Genomic DNA, 16,368 nt, shown 5'->3' with positions numbered 1-16,368 from the left:
GAAACTCCCGGATCAACCGGGTCGTCGCGGGCGTGCGACGCCGATTCCGGCGAGGATCATGGCGCCGCCGACGAGCTGAGCCACCGAGACCGCCTCGCCCAGGAAGAGCCAGCCCGCCACGGCGGCCGCGACGGCCTCCAGGAAGATCACCAGCGCCGAAAAAGCGGCGGGCAGATGGCCGAGCGCGAAGGCGAGCAGTCCCTGGCCGCCGGCATGGCTGATGAAGGCGAGGCCGGCGAGCGACGCGGCGCTCTCGACCGTCTGCGGTAGCAGGCGCGGCTCGGTCGCGAGCGTGATGGCGAGCAGCACGACGGCTGTGATCACCGTCGACAGGAAGGTGATCTTGCCGGCGGACGACCGGCGGCGCGCCACGCGGACGGCGAGGAAATAGCCGCCGAAGAAGAACGACGTCGCGATGCCGAAGAGATCGCCGTCGAGATGGTCCGGCCGCACGCTCCAGCTCATGCCGATCAGGAAGGCGGCGCCGAGCAGGCAGAGCGCGAGGCCGGCCAGCACGCCGCGACCGACCTTTTCGCCGATGAAGAGGCCGGATCCGAGCACCACCCAGACCGGCGCCATGGTGGCGAGGAAGGTGGCGTTGGCGACGCTCGTCTTCAGGATGGCGAGATGCCAGAAGATCAGGTCGCCTGCGAACAGCAGTCCCGCGGCGAGGATCGCGCCATCGACCTTCAGGATCGAGGCGAGCGGCGCGCCCGACCGCCGAGCCTCGAACACGGCCCAGGCGAGCAGCAGCGGCAGCGCGCCGCCGACGCGCCAGAAGGCGCTCGCGAACGGGCCGACATCGGTCAGCCGGACGAAGATCGGCGAGATGCCCATCGCCATGGCGCCGAGGATCAGGGCGGGGATGGCGAAGGCGGCGATCGAGGCGGGAGCGGAGGCGGATGGCAGGGTGCGGGACACGGCAATCTCGGAAAAGCGGGCAGAGCACATTCCTATGGCAGCCGGCCGGCGGGGTCACTATCATTCCGCCATGCGCACTCATTCAAATTCCGGCTTCGCCGCCGACGGCGCGGCGGCCGCGTTCGAGATCCTGCCCGGCGACGCGGGCGCCGGCCTGATCCTTCTCTGCGACCATGCCTCCAGCCACGTGCCGGGCGAATACGGCTCGCTCGGCCTGCCGGCGTCCGAATTCGAGCGCCACATCGCCTATGACATCGGCGCGGCGGCGCTGACCCGCGCCCTTTCGGCGCGCTTCGGCGTTCCGGCCGTGCTGTCGCATTTCTCGCGGCTGCTGATCGATCCCAATCGCGGGCTCGACGACCCCACCCTGATCATGCGGCTCTCCGACGGCGCGGTCGTGCCCGGCAATGCCCGCATCGACCGGGCCGAGCGGGAGCGGCGCATCGCCCGCTTCTACAAGCCCTATGACGACGCGGTGAACGGCGCGATCGAGGCGGGGATCGCCAGCGGCCGGCTGCCGATGATCCTGTCGATCCACAGCTTCACCCCGTTCTGGAAGGGGATCCCGCGCCCCTGGCATGCGGGCATCCTGTGGGACGCCGATCCGCGCCTCGCCCGGCCGCTGATCGCCGGGCTCGCCCGCGATCCGGCAATCGTCGTCGGCGACAACGAGCCCTATCATGGCGCCCTGAAGGGCGACACGCTCTACCGCCACGCCACGAGGCGCGGGCTCGCCCATGCGCTGGTCGAGATCCGGCAGGACCTAATCGCCGAGCCGGCCGGCGTCGACGAATGGTCGGAGCGCCTCGCCTCCGTCCTCACGGCGCTCGAGATCGGCACCGCGCCGCATCACGTCGAGTTCTTCGGTTCCCTGACCGGTCCGCTGGTCGACTAGAAGGTTCAAAGCATGTCCAGCACCCCCGAATCCCTCGACACGGCGACGCAGACCGAGCTCGAGGCGGCCGCCTTCCGGCAACTCGTCGCGCATCTGCGCGAACGCGGCGACGTGCAGAACATCGATCTGATGAATCTCGCCGGCTTCTGCCGCAACTGCCTGGCCAACTGGTATCGCGAGGCGGCGGAGGCGAAGGGCATCGCGCTCTCCAAGGATGAGTCGCGCGAGATCATCTACGGCATGCCCTATTCCGAATGGCAGAACCGCAACCAGACCGAGGCCTCGCCGGAGACGCTGGCGGCCTTCGCGGCCAACCGCCCCGATCATTGACGTCCCGCTGCGCCCGGAGCGGGCTTGACCCCCACGCCCAAGTCGGGCACTCACGCTCGCCTGCGCCAATCTATTGAGGTTTCCCAACATGGCTGAAGACGAAGTCCAGGGCATCGCCGCCGCCCAGCTCCGGTCCATTGTCGAGCGCATCGAGCGCCTCGAGGAAGAGAAGAAGGCGATCGCCGACGACATCAAGGACGTCTACGGCGAGGCGAAGGCCAATGGCTACGACACCAAGGCGCTGCGCAAGATCGTGGCTCTGCGCAAGCAGGACGCCAACGAGCGCGAAGAGCAAGAGGCGATCCTCGAGCTCTACAAGAACGCGCTGGGCATGGTCTGAGGACCAGCTGGTCCGGGGCTTCGGTCCCGGTGACCTGTCTTCCCGGCGGAATCGCCGGGTTCCGAGCGGCGGACGGCCCGATGATCCCATCGGCGCCGCCGCGCTCGTTTTTCGCCGTCATAGCGGATCCCTGTCGGTCGATCCGCGCGGCCCCTCGCGGGGCCGGAGGCGCTATTTCCCCTTGTTTTCGGACGGCAGGAACTGGCCATAGCTGCGGTCGCGCTCATCGCGGCTCCGCACCAGTTCCTCGTACGCCTGGCGGGCCTCCGCCGACAGCGCCACCTTTTTGACGGGTGCCGACTTCCGGCGGGCGGCCTTCTTGAAATGCTCGGTCGGTTCGCTCATGGCACACCTCCTCTGGGGCTGATGTGCAGCCTATAGCAACCCGAAGGCGGCCCCGACAGCTTTTTGAAGCGTCCGCTTGACGCGAACCGGCGATCGCCCCGTTCGCAATCGCTCCGTGCAAGCATCAGCTCCGCCGAAAAAAAAAACGCCGCGGGCGGGGCCGCGGCGTTTTGAAATCGAGGATTGGCTGGGATCAGCGCTTCAGAAGCGCCGTCCGGCTGATCGGCTCCAGCGAGGCGAATTCCATCGTGCCGAGCCGGTGGACCAGCGGGCCAGCGAAGCGGTCGGTGCGGAGGCCCTCATAGGCGATCCGTCCGAAGCCGAGGCGGATCGAGCGCTCCGGCGCCGTGAACAGTTCCGGCACCGCGAAGGGATGCGGCATCTGCAGGTCGGCATAGGCCTTCTGGCGGGTCGATCCGGAGCGGGTCACGAGCTCGATCGTCGTCGCCTGATAGGCGACCGGCGTCAGACGGGCCAGCGGATCCGCCGCGACGCGGCCGGGGGAGGCTGCAGGCGAAGCGCCGGCGATGCCGATGTCGCCACCGAGCGAGGCGACGCGGGGCGCCTGGGTCTTCGCTGCCGGGCGGCCGTTGGCCTCGCCGCTCACGATGGCGCCGGTGGCGGCATCGATATGCGTGCCGGACTCATCGACCGTCAGCGGCGCGGCATAGGCCATGATGGCGTCGCTGGCCGGCTTGCCCTGGCCGATCGCATCGGCGATGGCGTCGGCGGCGGTGCCCGGCTTGCGGGGAAGGGCCGCGGTCTGCGTGGCGCCGGCCGAGCTTTCCTCGATCGCGGCGAGCGTATCCGTGATGCCGGTGCCGTAATTCGGCGTCGGCTGGGGTGCCGGCTGCGGGATCGGCGCGACGCTGGCGAGCGCCATCATCGGCCGCACGACCGGCGAGCGACGCGGCGCCGGCGGCAGGCCGGCCTCGGTGTCGGCCGCTGCGACCACGACGGAAGCGTCGGCCGCCGGCTCAGCGCCGCGCTTCGGCGACGGGCGCGGCAGCGGCGCGGAGGCGGTTGCGAACGGAACCTGCTCGGGCTCTTCCGCGGTGACGGCGGCCACCTGGACGGCGTCGACGACGGCAGGCTTGACCTTGTCGGGCTTCGCGGTCGGGGTCGCGGCCTCGACCGGCGTATCCGGCATATCGTCCTCGTCCGAGGCGTCGGTTCCGGTCAGGCGGGCGAACCAGGACTTGCCCTTCTTGGCGGGCGCTGCGCTCGCCATCATGACGGCGCCACCACCGGCCTTGCGGGCCTTGTAGGAGGCGAGCGCCTGCTCATAACCGGGGAGCGGGCGACCATCGGACGGAATATGCAGCGTCTTGCCATCCGGGAAGACGCGGACGAGCTGGTCGCGCGTCATCTTCGGCCAGTGGCGGACGCTGCCGGTGTCCATGTGGACGAAGGGCGAGCCGGAGGTCGGGTAGAAGCCGACGCCGCCGACCTGCATGCGCAGCCCGATGGCGCGCAGTTTCGCGAGATCGACGTCCGGAAGGAAGAAGTCCATCGCCTTGCCGAGCATGTGCTGGCTCTTCTGGGCGACGCCGCGCGAACGCGAACGGAGCATGCCGTTGGTGGCGGGCGAACGATAGCCGCTGACGACATGGATCGGCTGCCGCGAGCCGCTCTGCTGGTAGACGGTCCAGATCAGGTCGAACAGCTGCGGATCCATCTTCGTCGGCTCGTTCCGACGCCAGTCGCGCAGGAAATTGTTGAGCTGCTTCAGCCCGTCCGGATCGAACCGGTTGCCGCGCTTGAAGACGATCGTCGCGGATTCCTTGGTGTGCATGTTGTAAAGCTTCAGCGCGCGGTCACCCGCTGCGGCCTGGGCCTTGTCCATGGGCACCGTTGCGACCACCGAGCCGGTAAACACGGCCGTGGCGAGGAGCAGGCGAAGAGCGGCACCGCAACGCTGCAGCAAGCCCCGGTCTCGCCGATACTGATCGATCTGCTTAATCAATGTGCTTCTGCGTCCTTGCCCGATGTGGGCCCCCGTAAGGGCAGAATGCTTCACGAATGTTAACGAGCATTTACCGTAATCGACCTTTTTGCGCCTCACCGAGGGCATCACCTGCCGATCACGGCAATGTCATCGATCCATCATGCGGAGCAGATCGTGGCATTTGAGGGGCAAAAAGAAAACCGCGCAGGAAATCGAACCCTGCGCGGTTTCGCATCTTCCGGAGCATCTGTCGACCCGGGCGTCGGATCCCGGGTCTCGTGTCGACCGTCCCGCCCGTCCGAAAACCGGACGAAATGGCGGAAGTCGGCCGTTACAGGCCCAACGCTTTCTCCACCCTGGCGTTGAAGCCATAGATGTCGGGACGGGTCTCGAGCCGGCCGTCATCGTCGACGAAGGCGGTGAAATAAGTCAGATGGATCGGGATCCGATTCGGCAGATTGATCCATTTTTCCTTGCCGCCGACCATCTTCCGGAGCCGCTGCTGCGACCATCCGCCCTGGTGAGCGAGCAGCACGTCGGCGAATTCGAGCGGGTCCTGCACCCGGACGCAGCCATGGCTGAGCGCGCGCACGTCGCGTTTGAAGAAGCTCTTTGACGGCGTGTCGTGCAGGTAGACCGAGTGCTCGTTCGGGAACAGGAACTTGACGTTGCCGAGCGCGTTGTCGTCGCCCGGCGGCTGGCGGATCATGATCTGGCGCGGGTTGACGTTGCTCCAGTCGACCATCTGCGGGTCGATCGGCCGGTACTTGCCGTCGACATTGGCGAGCACCTGGTAGCCCTTGCGCGTCATGTAGCCGGGATCGCGACGGACGGCCGGTAGCATTTCCTTCATCGTGATCGAGGCGGGAACGTTCCAGCTCGGATTGACGACGATCGATTCCATCTCGTCGGAGAAGATCGGGGTCTGGTTGGTGACCTTGCCGACCACCGAGCGCGTGGTGTGGATGACCTTGCCGTTCTCGACCACCCGGACGCTGTATTCCGGCACATTCGCAATGATGTGGAACGCGCCGAGGTCGCGCGGCATCCAGCGCCAGCGCTCCATGTTGGCGACGATCTCGGCGGTGTTCGTCTTGCCGGTGCCGTTGATGTAGGCGACGGTGGCGTTGCCGGCGATGCCGTCGGCCTGCAGGCCCTTGCCGGCCTGGAAGGTCTTCACGGCCTGCGCGAGCGCCTCGTCATAGACCTCGGGGGCCTGGCTCGGCGCCGGCACGTCGAGGCGGGCGCGCAGCAGCGGCACGCGCGGATCCGACAGGCCGACCTTCATCGACTTGCCTTCCGGCACGCGCGGATGGTCCGCTACGGTCTCGGTGGCGAGGGCGGCGGCGAGCGCCTTCTTCAGGCGCAGATAGCCTTCGTGCTGAGGATTGTAGCTGGCGATCGCCACCGCGCCGTCCGGAGCGGAGGAGACCGTGGTCAGGACTTCGATCGGATCGGGCAGCAGCGGCTTCAGCGTGATCAGCTTGCTGATCGACGACGGATCGAGCCGGCCGGCATAGGCCTGCCGCGCATAGAGAAGGACCGCCTGGCTCAGCACCAGGTCGACGGAAGCGGCGATCTCGGCGCCGGCCGGAACGTTTGCGCCGATCGCCGAGGCGGGCAGCCGGTAGGCGGCCGGGTCGAGGCCGTCCTCCGCCGCCGCCGCGATCCGCTCCATCACCTTGTGGGCCTGCGGCGTGTAGACGCCGCCGACCATCCAGACGGGCTGGTAGTCGCGCTCGGCATAGAATTCGGTGAGCGCGGCGCGGTCGCGCTTCTCGAGGAAGCTGCCGGTCTTCGGCTGCGCGGCGAGCAGGGTCTTCAGCGCCTGCGCCGCCGGATCGCTGGCGGCGTCGGCCATGGCGAGGCTGGCGGCGCTGCCGGCGCGCTCGCGGAATGTCTTGCCTTCCGGCAGGTAGGCATGAGCGGCGCCGACCGACAGTCCGATCAATGCCACGCTCGCCAGCAATGCCTTCGTCGCCTTCAGGATCATGTCGCTCGAACCCTTCATCGCATCCATACCTTTCGAACCAACGGGTTTGGGGGCCCTTCGGTTCAGGCTTGCGCCTCTAGAAACATCAATTCCGCCCGCCGCGCTGCGATCCCGGTCACTCTGCCGCAACTTTCTCTTCGTCCCCGGCAATGCCGAGTTCCTTGAGTTTGCGATAGAGGGTGGATCGTCCGATTCCGAGTTTCCGGGCTACCGTTGCCATGCGGCCACGGTAGCGTTCGAGCGCCAGCTCGATCATGGCCGCCTCGATCTCGGCGAGCGTTCGTACATCGCCGTCTGGCCCGATCGCGCGGATGTGGCCGACCTCGAGAAAGGCTGGCGCAGGCATCGGTGCGAGGCGGGCTGACGGAGCGGCCGGGGAGGGGGCCACCGGCGCCTCGGCCGGGACGCTGGCGGGCCCGGATCCGGCCGTGAGGCGGGGAAAATCGTCGATCGTCAGCCAGGGCCCATCCGCGAGCGCCACCGCGCGGAAGACGGCGTTTTCGAGCTCGCGGACATTGCCCGGCCAGGCCTGCCGGCCGAGCAGGGCCAACGCGTCGGCAGAAAACCCTTCGAGCGCCGGCCGGCCTTCCTCGGCGGCGATGCGGAGCGCGAAGTGCTGGGCGAGCGCCACGATGTCCTCGCGCCGTTCGCGGAGCGGCGGCACGCGGATCGGCAGTGCGTTCAGCCGGTAGAAGAGATCCTCGCGGAAGCGGCCCTGCCGGACCTCGGTGATCAGCTCACGGGAAGAGGTGGCGATCAGGCGGATGTCGACGCGGGCGGCGCGCTTGGACGACGTCGGTTCGGCCTCGCCGTCCTGGAGGAGGCGCAGCAGCCGTGCCTGGGCATCTGCCGCAAGATCGCCGATCTCGCGCAGCAGCAGCGTGCCGCCCTGCGCCGTTTCGATGGCGCCAAGTGCTTGATCCGCGCGGCAATCGACGGCGACGAAGGGCTTGTTGCGACGATCGCCGCTGCCATGGATGGCGCGGGCGATCCGGGCCTTGCCGGTGCCGCGTTCGCCTTCGAGCAGGATCGGCAGGGCGGAGGCGGCGGCGCGGCGTCCGAGCGACAGCGCGCGCTGCATGGCGGGGCCGGTGGCGACGAGGTCGCCGAGATCGAGCTTTCCCGAGGCCGAGCGGCTCATTCCAGCGATCTGGCCTTCCAGCGCGCCGATTCGCAGCGCGTTGCGGATCGAGATCGCCAGCCGCTCCGGGCTCGCCGGCTTCAGCACGAAATCCGTGGCGCCGGCCTTGATCGCGCTGGCGGCCATGTCGATGCCGCCCGGCGCCGCCTGGACGATCACCTGGATCCGGCAGCCAATTTCGGCAAGCCGCCGCAGCACGCCGATGCCGTCCAGTTCCGGCATGACGAGATCGAGGATCATCAGATCGAAGCGTTTCCCGTCGGCGGCTCGGAGCCGCGTAAGAGCGGCCTCGCCGTCGCCGAACGCCGTCGCGACATGGCCGAGCCCGGCGACCGCTGCTTCGAGCCGCCGCCGTTCGGCGGGATCGTCGTCGACGATGAGGATCTGGGCGGGCATCGGGGAGGGCGCTTTGCAGGGACCGGAGGAGGCGCGGCGGACCCGGCAGGGACGGCGTCGCCGAGGCATGATCGGGGCTGGGCGTTAACGCCCTGTTACCCTTCCGGCAACGCGCACCGCCATCCCTCGGCAAATCTCGGCGGCGGCGGTCGCGGGTTGATCCGGGCGGGGGGAGACCCCTAAGTAAGAGCACCCATTCTCGTGCGACCGGATCCCCCATGTTCCCAAACACACCGCTTCCGATGAGTTCCACGCTTGCGACCCAGCCCGCCGACGCGGCGGCGCTCGGGCCTCTGCCGGAATGGAATCTCGCCGATCTCTATCCGGGCATGGAATCGCCGCAGCTCCTCGCCGACCTGGCGCGGGCCAACACCGATTCGCTCGCCTTCGAGGCGGCCTACAAGGGCAAGCTGGAGAGCCTCGCCCGCGACGGCGGCCTGGTCGCGGCGATCCGCGCCTATGAGGCGCTCGACGAGCTGCTCGGCCGCATCATCTCCTATGCCGGCCTCGTCTATTCCGGCGACACCACCGATCCGGTCGGCGCCAAGTTCTATGGCGACGTGCAGCAGAAGATCACCGACGCCTCGACGCATCTGCTGTTCTTCACGCTGGAGCTGAACCGGGTCGACGATTCGATTCTCGAGGCGGCGATAACAGCCGATGCCGGGCTCGACCACTACCGTCCGTGGATCGAGGACGTCCGCAAGGAGAAGCCCTACCAGCTCGAGGATCGGGTCGAGCAGCTCTTCCACGAGAAGTCGGTGACCGGCCGCGGCGCCTGGAACCGGCTGTTCGACGAGACCATGGCCTCGCTCCGCTTTGACGTGAACGGCGAGGAGCTGACGCTCGAGCCGACGCTCAATCTGATGCAGGATCCGGACGAGGCGAAGCGCAAGGCCGCCTCCGAAGCGCTCGCCGCCACCTTCGGCCGGAACATCCGCCTGTTCACGCTGGTCACCAACACGCTCGCCAAGGACAAGGAGATCGCCGACCGCTGGCGCGGCTTCGAGGACGTCGCCGCCTCGCGCCATCTCGCCAACCGGGTCGAGCCGGAAGTCGTCGACGCGCTGGTCGCCGCCGTGCGCGAGGCCTATCCGCGCCTGTCGCACCGCTACTACAAGCTGAAGGCGAAGTGGTTCGGCAAGGACGCGCTCGACCATTGGGACCGCAACGCGCCGCTGCCGAAGGTGCCGAGCCGCACCATCCCCTGGACCGAGGCGCGCGACACGGTGCTCTCGGCCTATGGCGATTTCGCCCCCGAGATGGCTGAGATCGCCGGCGACTTCTTCGACAAGAACTGGATCGACGCGCCGGTCCGCCCTGGCAAGTCGCCGGGCGCTTTCGCCCATCCGACCGTGCCGTCGGTGCACCCCTATGTTCTGCTCAACTACCAGGGCAAGACGCGGGACGTGATGACGCTGGCGCATGAGCTCGGCCACGGCGTGCACCAGGTGCTGGCCGGCCCGCAGGGCGCGCTGATGGCGCCGACGCCGCTGACGCTCGCCGAGACGGCCAGCGTGTTCGGCGAGATGCTGACCTTCCGGGCGCTTCTCGACGCCCAGACCGACCCGGTCCAGCGCAAGGCGATGCTCGCCTCCAAGGTCGAGGACATGATCAACACGGTCGTGCGCCAGATCGCCTTCTATTCGTTCGAGCGCAAGGTCCACATCGCCCGCCGCGAGGGCGAGCTGACGGCCGACCAGCTGAACGCCATCTGGCTCGAAGTGCAGGCCGAGAGCCTCGGCCCGGCGATCCGCCTCGGCCCCGGCTACGAGACCTTCTGGACCTACATCCCGCACTTCATCCATTCGCCGTTCTACGTCTACGCCTATGCCTTCGGCGACTGCCTGGTGAACTCGCTCTATGCCGTCTACCGCCAGTCGGAGAGCGGTTTCCAGGAGAAGTATTTTGCCCTGCTGAAGGCCGGCGGCACCAAGCACCACTCGGAGCTTCTGGCGCCCTTCGGCCTCGACGCCACCGACCCCTCCTTCTGGCAGAAGGGCCTTTCCGTGCTCGAAGGCTTCATCAGCGAGCTGGAGGCGATGGAGGCGTAGGCCTCTATCTTCGCTCTGATACCGAGCCCGGTGCTGTCCTGATCGGATGGCGCCGGGCTTTTTCGTGCTTTGAATCTCGGCTGGCTCCCCGTCATCCCCGCGAAGGCGGGGATCCATGCAGCCGGGTTCTCGGGCTCTGGGGTACCCCTGTCGCAGGACCTTCTGGATGAAATCCCCAAGGCTCCGGCTGAATGGATCCCGGATCTCCGCTGCGCTGCGTCCGGGATGACGGCGAGCGTGGGGCGCGCAGCTCGAGGAATGTAGCACGTCGCGCCATGTCCGGCGCGCTGCGCGCGGCCGTGGCCTTTCGGCAGTGGTTGTGGCCATGGGATGCGGATTGTTGTACAATCCGTACAACGGAGGTGCCGTCATGAAGCTTGAGATCAAGAAGATCGGCAATTCGACCGGTCTCATTCTGCCCAAGGAACTGCTGACGCGGCTCGACCTGCAGCAGGGCCAATGGCTGAACGTGACCGAGAACGCCGATGGTTCGATCCGCCTTTCGCCCTTCGATCCGGAATTCGACAAGGCGATGCGGATCGTCGACGACATCATGGACGAATACCGTGACACGCTCCGGGAACTGGCGAAGTGAGCGAGCCGCGCTGGCTCACCCTCGAGGAAGTGCTGGTCGCGCATGAGCGGCAGATCGCGAGGTTCGGCGGGCCGGCGGGGATACGGGATGCGGGCGCGCTGGAATCGGCGCTGGACCGCCCCCGCAACAAATTTGCCTATGGCGAGATCGATCTCGCCAGCCTCGCCGCGGCCTACGCCTTCGGCATCGCGCGCAACCATCCCTTCATCGACGGCAACAAGCGCGCCGCCTTCGTCGCGATGATGCTGTTCCTGCGCCTCAACGGCGTGCAATTCGCGCCGCCGCCGCCGGAGGCGACGCTCGCTATCCTCGGCCTCGCCGCCGGCGAGATCTCGGAAGAGAGTCTCACCCGCTGGATCCGCGCCAATCTCCCGCCAGCGACGGAGTAGCGCGGGATGATTTGTCGGTCGCGGCTTGCGCATAACGTTGGGCACCGCATCTTAGGGGCACGCCATCGAATGCGCCTGTCCTCCCCAAGAGAGCTCGCCCCATGTCCGATTCCGAACGCAACCGTCTTACCGGCCGTCTCTCCCGCTATGCCCGCGTCGGCATGAATGTGGGGGGCGTCGCCGCCAAGGTGGCGGGGGCGCGGATGTTCGGCGGCAATCTCGACAAGGGCAAGAACGCGGCGGAGCTGGCGGCCGCACTCGGCGGGCTCAAGGGGCCGCTGATGAAGGTCGGCCAGATCCTCTCGACGGTGCCCGATCTCGTGCCGCCGGAATATGCGCAGGAACTGGCGCAGCTGCAGGCGAACGCGCCGCCGATGGGCTGGCCCTTCGTCAAGCGCCGCATGCAGTCCGAACTCGGCCCCGGCTGGGAGCAGCGCTTCCAGCTGTTCGAGCACCAGCCGGCCGCCGCCGCCTCGCTCGGCCAGGTGCATCGCGCCATCGCCAAGGACGGCCGGGCGCTGGCGGTGAAGCTGCAATATCCCGACATGCAGTCGGCCGTCGAAGCCGACCTCGCGCAGCTGAAGATCCTGTTCTCGATCTATCGCCGCGTCGACCGCTCGATCGACACCAGCGAGATCTTCGAGGAGATCGGCAGCCGCATCCGCGAGGAGCTCGACTATGGCCGCGAGGCGCGGCATGCGCTGCTCTACAAGATCATGCTCGACGGCGAGACGCTGGTGCGGGTGCCCGAGGTCGAGCCGCGCCTTTCGACCAACCGGCTGCTCTCGCTCGACTGGCTCGACGGCAACCGCCTGCTCGACTACCGCGACCGGCCGCTCGACGAGCGCAACCGCATCGCCACCGCCATGTTCAATGCCTGGTGGTCGCCCTTTGCCCATTACGGCGTCATCCATGGCGATCCGCATCTCGGCAACTACACCGTGTTCGAGAACGAGGCTGGCGAGGCGGCCGGCATCAACCTGCTCGATTATGGCTGCGTGCGCATCTTCCCGGCGGCCTTCGTCGCCGGCGTCGTCAACCTGTTCCACGGCCTGCGCGAGAACGACCGCGACCGCATCGTCTCGGCCTATGAGGTCTGGGGTTTCGGCGGGCTCTCGAACGAGCTGATCGAGGCCTTGAATATCTGGGCCCGCTTCATCTACGGCCCGCTGCTGGACGACCGGGTCCGCACCATCGCCGACGGGGTGGCGCCTTCCGATTATGGCCGCCGCGAGGCCTTCCAGGTGCACCAGGTGCTGCGCGAGAAGGGCCCCGTCACCGTGCCGCGCGAGTTTGTGTTCATGGACCGGGCGGCGATCGGACTCGGCTCGGTGTTCCTGCATCTGAAGGCCGAACTGAATTTTCACCGCCTGTTCGCGCAGACGATCGAAGATTTCGACCGCGACATGCTCGACTATCGCCAGAAGGCGGCGCTCGGCGGCGTCGGCCTGCTCTGACGAGTGCGGACCCTACGGCTGCCGGATAAAGTCTCGACCAGAAATTTAGCTATGCTAAAACTAAGGAGGACGGCCTCCGGCAGCGTCCTGGCCCGGCCGGCAATGTCGCATTGCCCGCCCTCGCCAAGTGTTGTAAAGGCCGCTCACGTTTGGTTTGCGCTGAAGGACTGAGACACCATGGCCGATAGCCCGATGGACTACCGCGAGCACGAGAGAACCTATGCGTTTTTCACGGGCCTGACCAAATGGGGCACGATCGCCTGCGTGGCGATTCTCGTGCTGATGGCGATTTTCCTGCTCTGAATTCGACATAAATTCATCCGGCGGGCCTTCCGCCGGATTGTCGCGATACCCGACTGATTTGGCTGTGCGGGCGCGTTGCGGCCCCGCCGTTCCACAGGAAAACGCCATGAAGATTGGTGTGCCGGCGGAGGTTGACGGGCTCGAGAGCCGCGTCGCCGCGACGCCTGAAACCGTAAAGAAGTTCATCGCGCTCGGCGCCGAGGTTGCCGTGCAATCCGGCGCCGGCGTCTTGTCGCGCATCCCGGACGCCGAATATGCGGCCGCCGGGGCGACGATCGCGGCGACCGCCGCCGACGCCGTCGCCAATGCCGACATCGTGCTCAAGGTGCGCCGGCCCGTCGCCGACGAGCTGCCGCTCTACAAGAAGGGCGCCCTCGTCATCGCGACGATGGACCCCTATGGCCACGAGGACGCGGTCAACGCGCTCGCTGCCGCCGGCGTCACGGCGATCGCCATGGAATTCATGCCCCGCATCACGCGCGCCCAGGTCATGGACGTGCTGTCGAGCCAGGCGAACCTCGCCGGCTACCAGGCCGTCATCGACGCCGCCGGCGAATATGACCGCGCCCTGCCGATGATGATGACCGCCGCCGGCACCGTGCCGGCCGCCCGCGTCTTCGTCATGGGCGCCGGCGTCGCCGGCCTGCAGGCGATCGCCACCGCCCGTCGCCTCGGCGCCGTGGTGACGGCGACGGACGTGCGTCCGGCCGCCAAGGAACAGGTTGAATCGCTCGGCGCCAAGTTCGTCGCCGTCGAGGACGAGGAATTCCGCCAGGCCGAGACCGCCGCCGGCTACGCCAAGCCGATGTCGGCCGAATACCAGGCCAAGCAGGCGGCGCTCGTTGCCGAGCACATCAAGAAGCAGGACATCGTCATCACGACGGCGCTGATCCCCGGTCGCGCCGCGCCGCGCCTCGTCTCGGCCGACATGGTCGCCTCGATGAAGCCCGGCTCGGTCCTGATCGATCTCGCCGTCGAGCGCGGCGGCAATGTCGAGGGCGCAAAGCCCGGCGAAGTCGTCTCGATCGACGGCAAGAAGATCGTCGGCCACCTGAACGTCGCCGGCCGCATCGCCGCCACCGCGTCGCAGCTCTACGCCAAGAACCTCTATGCCTTCGCCGAAACCCTGATCGACAAGGCGGCCAAGACCGTCGCCGTCAACTGGGACGACGAACTGGTCAAGGCAACCGTGCTGACGCGCGACGGGGCCGTGGTCCACCCGGCCTTCAAGCCGAAGGAAGAATCCCAGCCCATTCTCGTCGCCCAGCAGGGGGCCAACTGATCATGGCAAGTCTTACGCCCGAGCAGGCGGCCAGCGCCGCCCAATCCGCCGCGGACGCGGCGAACGCCGCGGCAAGCGCCGCCAAGGAAGCGGCCGCCGCCGCGCAGATCTATGCCGAGCAGGCAGCCGGCGGCCTCGGCGACGCGGCGGGCGCCGTGGCGCATGCGGTCTCCGGTGGCGCGATCGACCCCTTCGTCTTCCGCCTCTCCGTCTTCGTGCTGGCGATCTTCGTCGGCTACTATGTCGTCTGGTCCGTCACGCCGGCGCTGCACACGCCGCTGATGTCGGTCACCAACGCGATCTCCTCGGTGATCGTCGTCGGCGCGCTGCTCGCGGTCGGTGTCGACGCGGCGGTGGACGCGGCTTCGGCCTCCGGCCACGCCTGGGCGCAGGGCTTCGGCTTCATCGCCCTGATCCTCGCCAGCGTGAACATCTTCGGCGGCTTCCTCGTCACCAGTCGCATGCTTGCCATGTACAAGAAGAAGTCGAAGTGAGGCCGCGCCGATGACAACCGCAAATATCACGGCGCTGTTCTACCTCGTCTCGGGTGTCCTGTTCATCATGGCGCTGCGCGGGCTTTCCAGCCCCGCCACGTCGCGCCAGGGCAATCTCTACGGCATGGTCGGCATGGCGATCGCCATCCTGACCACGCTGGTGCTCGCCGCGCCCAGGAGCGCGGGCGCCTGGGGCATGATCATCCTCGGCCTCGCCATCGGTGGCGGCGTCGGCGCGGTCATCGCCCGCCGCATCGCCATGACGGCGATGCCGCAGCTGGTCGCCGCCTTCCACTCGCTCGTCGGCCTCGCCGCCGTGATGGTGGCGGCCGCGGCCCTCTACGCCCCTGCCGCCTTCGGCATCGGCGAGATCGGCCACATCCACGGCCAGGCGCTGGTCGAGATGTCGCTCGGCGTCGCCATCGGCGCGATCACGTTCACCGGCTCGGTCATCGCCTTCGCCAAGCTGAACGGCAACATGTCGGGCAAGCCGATCCTGCTGCCGGCCCGGCATATCGTGAATGCCGGCCTCGCCATCCTGCTGGTGGCGCTGATCGTCGTGCTGGTCTTCACCGAGAGCCACCTGGTCTTTTGGCTCATCGTGATCGTCAGCCTCGTGCTCGGCGGTCTGATCATCATCCCGATCGGCGGCGCCGACATGCCCGTCGTCGTCTCGATGCTCAACTCCTACTCGGGCTGGGCCGCGGCCGGCATCGGTTTCACGCTCGGCAACACGGCGCTGATCATCACCGGCGCGCTGGTCGGCTCGTCGGGCGCGATCCTGTCCTACATCATGTGCAAGGGCATGAACCGCTCGTTCATCTCGGTCATCCTCGGCGGCTTCGGCGGCGAGACGGCCGCGGCGGCAACCGGCGGCGCGGTCGAGCAGCGTCCGGTCAAGCAGGGCTCGGCCGAGGACGCCGCCTTCATCATGAAGAACGCCTCCAAGGTCATCATCGTGCCGGGCTACGGCATGGCGGTGGCGCAGGCGCAGCACGCGCTGCGCGAAATGGCTGACAAGCTGAAGGCCGAAGGCGTCGAGGTGAAGTACGCCATTCATCCGGTGGCGGGCCGCATGCCGGGCCACATGAACGTGCTGCTGGCGGAAGCGAACGTGCCGTATGACGAGGTCTTCGAGCTCGAGGACATCAATTCGGAGTTCGCCCAGGCCGACGTCGCCTTCGTCATCGGCGCCAACGACGTCACCAACCCGGCCGCCAAGACCGACCCGACCTCGCCGATCTACGGCATGCCGATCCTCGACGTCGAGAAGGCCGGCACGGTGCTGTTCATCAAGCGCGGCATGGGCTCCGGCTACGCCGGCGTCGAGAACGAGCTGTTCTTCAAGGACAACACGATGATGCTCTTCGCCGACGCGAAGAAGATGGTCGAGAGCATCGTCAAGGCGCTCGACTAAGGTCGAGATCGTCATCGCGAAAACGGAAAAGGCCGCCTTGGGGCGGCCTTTTTTGTTGGTGATCCCAA

General features: G+C 67.6%; 16 protein-coding genes. 11 read left to right on the top strand and 5 right to left on the bottom strand.

What is annotated here, in order from left to right:
- Positions 1 to 12: 12 nt before the first annotated feature.
- The gene (locus K32_RS17870) at positions 13 to 921 is read right to left on the bottom strand and encodes a DMT family transporter (protein ID WP_244669582.1); all 909 of its coding nucleotides are present in this window, start codon (positions 919 to 921) and stop codon (positions 13 to 15) included.
- Between the two features lie 70 nt (positions 922 to 991).
- Here K32_RS17870 and K32_RS17865 point away from each other — a divergent pair, with 70 nt between their 5' ends.
- The 3 genes from K32_RS17865 (at position 992) to K32_RS17855 (ending at position 2,486) form a co-directional block, all read left to right on the top strand.
- Positions 992 to 1,816: an N-formylglutamate amidohydrolase gene (locus K32_RS17865; RefSeq protein ID WP_244669580.1), complete on the top strand. Its 825-nt coding sequence runs from the start codon at positions 992 to 994 to the stop codon at positions 1,814 to 1,816.
- Positions 1,817 to 1,828: 12 nt separating this feature from the next.
- A complete protein-coding gene (locus K32_RS17860; RefSeq protein ID WP_201400811.1) occupies positions 1,829 to 2,146 on the top strand; it encodes a DUF1244 domain-containing protein in 318 nt (105 codons plus the stop codon).
- 88 nt (positions 2,147 to 2,234) lie between these two features.
- Positions 2,235 to 2,486 (top strand): DUF2312 domain-containing protein, encoded by a 252-nt coding sequence (locus tag K32_RS17855; RefSeq protein WP_201400810.1) that lies wholly within the window; start codon positions 2,235 to 2,237, stop codon positions 2,484 to 2,486.
- A 171-nt stretch (positions 2,487 to 2,657) separates the two neighbouring features.
- On the opposite strand, the gene K32_RS17850 is transcribed toward K32_RS17855, so the two are convergent.
- From K32_RS17850 to K32_RS17835, 4 genes are all read right to left on the bottom strand, one after another.
- Positions 2,658 to 2,831 (bottom strand): hypothetical protein, encoded by a 174-nt coding sequence (locus K32_RS17850; RefSeq protein WP_201400809.1) that lies wholly within the window; start codon positions 2,829 to 2,831, stop codon positions 2,658 to 2,660.
- A 193-nt stretch (positions 2,832 to 3,024) separates the two neighbouring features.
- Positions 3,025 to 4,758, bottom strand: a complete 1,734-nt coding sequence (locus K32_RS17845) for a DUF882 domain-containing protein (protein ID WP_201400808.1) — start codon at positions 4,756 to 4,758, stop codon at positions 3,025 to 3,027.
- Between the two features lie 352 nt (positions 4,759 to 5,110).
- Positions 5,111 to 6,790, bottom strand: a complete 1,680-nt coding sequence (locus tag K32_RS17840) for a murein L,D-transpeptidase (RefSeq protein WP_201400807.1) — start codon at positions 6,788 to 6,790, stop codon at positions 5,111 to 5,113.
- Between the two features lie 97 nt (positions 6,791 to 6,887).
- Complete coding sequence (locus K32_RS17835; protein ID WP_201400806.1) at positions 6,888 to 8,309, bottom strand: sigma-54 dependent transcriptional regulator; 1,422 nt, start codon at positions 8,307 to 8,309, stop codon at positions 6,888 to 6,890.
- Positions 8,310 to 8,551: 242 nt separating this feature from the next.
- On the opposite strand from K32_RS17835, the gene K32_RS17830 reads away from it, so the two are divergent.
- The 8 genes from K32_RS17830 (at position 8,552) to K32_RS17795 (ending at position 16,300) form a co-directional block, all read left to right on the top strand.
- Entirely contained in the window at positions 8,552 to 10,363 is a 1,812-nt protein-coding gene (locus tag K32_RS17830; protein ID WP_201400805.1) for a M3 family oligoendopeptidase, read from the top strand.
- Positions 10,364 to 10,733: 370 nt separating this feature from the next.
- Positions 10,734 to 10,958, top strand: a complete 225-nt coding sequence (locus tag K32_RS17825; protein WP_029076686.1) for an AbrB/MazE/SpoVT family DNA-binding domain-containing protein — start codon at positions 10,734 to 10,736, stop codon at positions 10,956 to 10,958.
- Positions 10,955 to 11,347, top strand: a complete 393-nt coding sequence (locus K32_RS17820; protein WP_201400804.1) for a type II toxin-antitoxin system death-on-curing family toxin — start codon at positions 10,955 to 10,957, stop codon at positions 11,345 to 11,347. The genes K32_RS17825 and K32_RS17820 overlap by 4 nt, the downstream gene beginning before the upstream one ends.
- A 101-nt stretch (positions 11,348 to 11,448) precedes the next feature.
- Positions 11,449 to 12,804 carry an AarF/ABC1/UbiB kinase family protein gene (locus K32_RS17815; protein ID WP_201400803.1) on the top strand — a complete coding sequence of 452 codons (1,356 nt, stop codon included), beginning with the start codon at positions 11,449 to 11,451 and terminating at the stop codon, positions 12,802 to 12,804.
- Positions 12,805 to 12,981: 177 nt separating this feature from the next.
- Positions 12,982 to 13,107 (top strand): aa3-type cytochrome c oxidase subunit IV, encoded by a 126-nt coding sequence (locus K32_RS17810; protein WP_201400802.1) that lies wholly within the window; start codon positions 12,982 to 12,984, stop codon positions 13,105 to 13,107.
- Positions 13,108 to 13,213: 106 nt separating this feature from the next.
- Positions 13,214 to 14,389: a Re/Si-specific NAD(P)(+) transhydrogenase subunit alpha gene (locus tag K32_RS17805; protein WP_201400801.1), complete on the top strand. Its 1,176-nt coding sequence runs from the start codon at positions 13,214 to 13,216 to the stop codon at positions 14,387 to 14,389.
- Between the two features lie 2 nt (positions 14,390 to 14,391).
- Positions 14,392 to 14,883, top strand: a complete 492-nt coding sequence (locus K32_RS17800; RefSeq protein WP_201400800.1) for a proton-translocating transhydrogenase family protein — start codon at positions 14,392 to 14,394, stop codon at positions 14,881 to 14,883.
- 10 nt (positions 14,884 to 14,893) lie between these two features.
- Positions 14,894 to 16,300 carry an NAD(P)(+) transhydrogenase (Re/Si-specific) subunit beta gene (locus tag K32_RS17795; RefSeq protein WP_201400799.1) on the top strand — a complete coding sequence of 469 codons (1,407 nt, stop codon included), beginning with the start codon at positions 14,894 to 14,896 and terminating at the stop codon, positions 16,298 to 16,300.
- The last annotated feature ends 68 nt before the right edge of the window (positions 16,301 to 16,368 follow it).

The sequence above is a fragment of the Kaistia sp. 32K genome, from assembly GCF_016629525.1.
Taxonomy (GTDB): Bacteria; Pseudomonadota; Alphaproteobacteria; order Rhizobiales; family Kaistiaceae; genus Kaistia.
This window is presented reverse-complemented; position numbering and strand designations above follow the sequence as displayed.

What these genes read in the sequence shown, in the direction of transcription:
- K32_RS17865 (WP_244669580.1), top strand. Translation starts at nt 992, where the DNA reads ATGCGCACTCATTCAAATTCCGGCTTCGCCGCCGACGGCGCGGCGGCC.
- K32_RS17860 (WP_201400811.1), top strand. Translation starts at nt 1,829, where the DNA reads ATGTCCAGCACCCCCGAATCCCTCGACACGGCGACGCAGACCGAGCTC.
- K32_RS17855 (WP_201400810.1), top strand. Translation starts at nt 2,235, where the DNA reads ATGGCTGAAGACGAAGTCCAGGGCATCGCCGCCGCCCAGCTCCGGTCC.
- K32_RS17850 (WP_201400809.1), bottom strand. Translation starts at nt 2,831, where the DNA reads ATGAGCGAACCGACCGAGCATTTCAAGAAGGCCGCCCGCCGGAAGTCG.
- K32_RS17840 (WP_201400807.1), bottom strand. Translation starts at nt 6,790, where the DNA reads ATGAAGGGTTCGAGCGACATGATCCTGAAGGCGACGAAGGCATTGCTG.
- K32_RS17835 (WP_201400806.1), bottom strand. Translation starts at nt 8,309, where the DNA reads ATGCCCGCCCAGATCCTCATCGTCGACGACGATCCCGCCGAACGGCGG.
- K32_RS17830 (WP_201400805.1), top strand. Translation starts at nt 8,552, where the DNA reads ATGAGTTCCACGCTTGCGACCCAGCCCGCCGACGCGGCGGCGCTCGGG.
- K32_RS17825 (WP_029076686.1), top strand. Translation starts at nt 10,734, where the DNA reads ATGAAGCTTGAGATCAAGAAGATCGGCAATTCGACCGGTCTCATTCTG.
- K32_RS17815 (WP_201400803.1), top strand. Translation starts at nt 11,449, where the DNA reads ATGTCCGATTCCGAACGCAACCGTCTTACCGGCCGTCTCTCCCGCTAT.
- K32_RS17810 (WP_201400802.1), top strand. Translation starts at nt 12,982, where the DNA reads ATGGCCGATAGCCCGATGGACTACCGCGAGCACGAGAGAACCTATGCG.
- K32_RS17805 (WP_201400801.1), top strand. Translation starts at nt 13,214, where the DNA reads ATGAAGATTGGTGTGCCGGCGGAGGTTGACGGGCTCGAGAGCCGCGTC.
- K32_RS17800 (WP_201400800.1), top strand. Translation starts at nt 14,392, where the DNA reads ATGGCAAGTCTTACGCCCGAGCAGGCGGCCAGCGCCGCCCAATCCGCC.
- K32_RS17795 (WP_201400799.1), top strand. Translation starts at nt 14,894, where the DNA reads ATGACAACCGCAAATATCACGGCGCTGTTCTACCTCGTCTCGGGTGTC.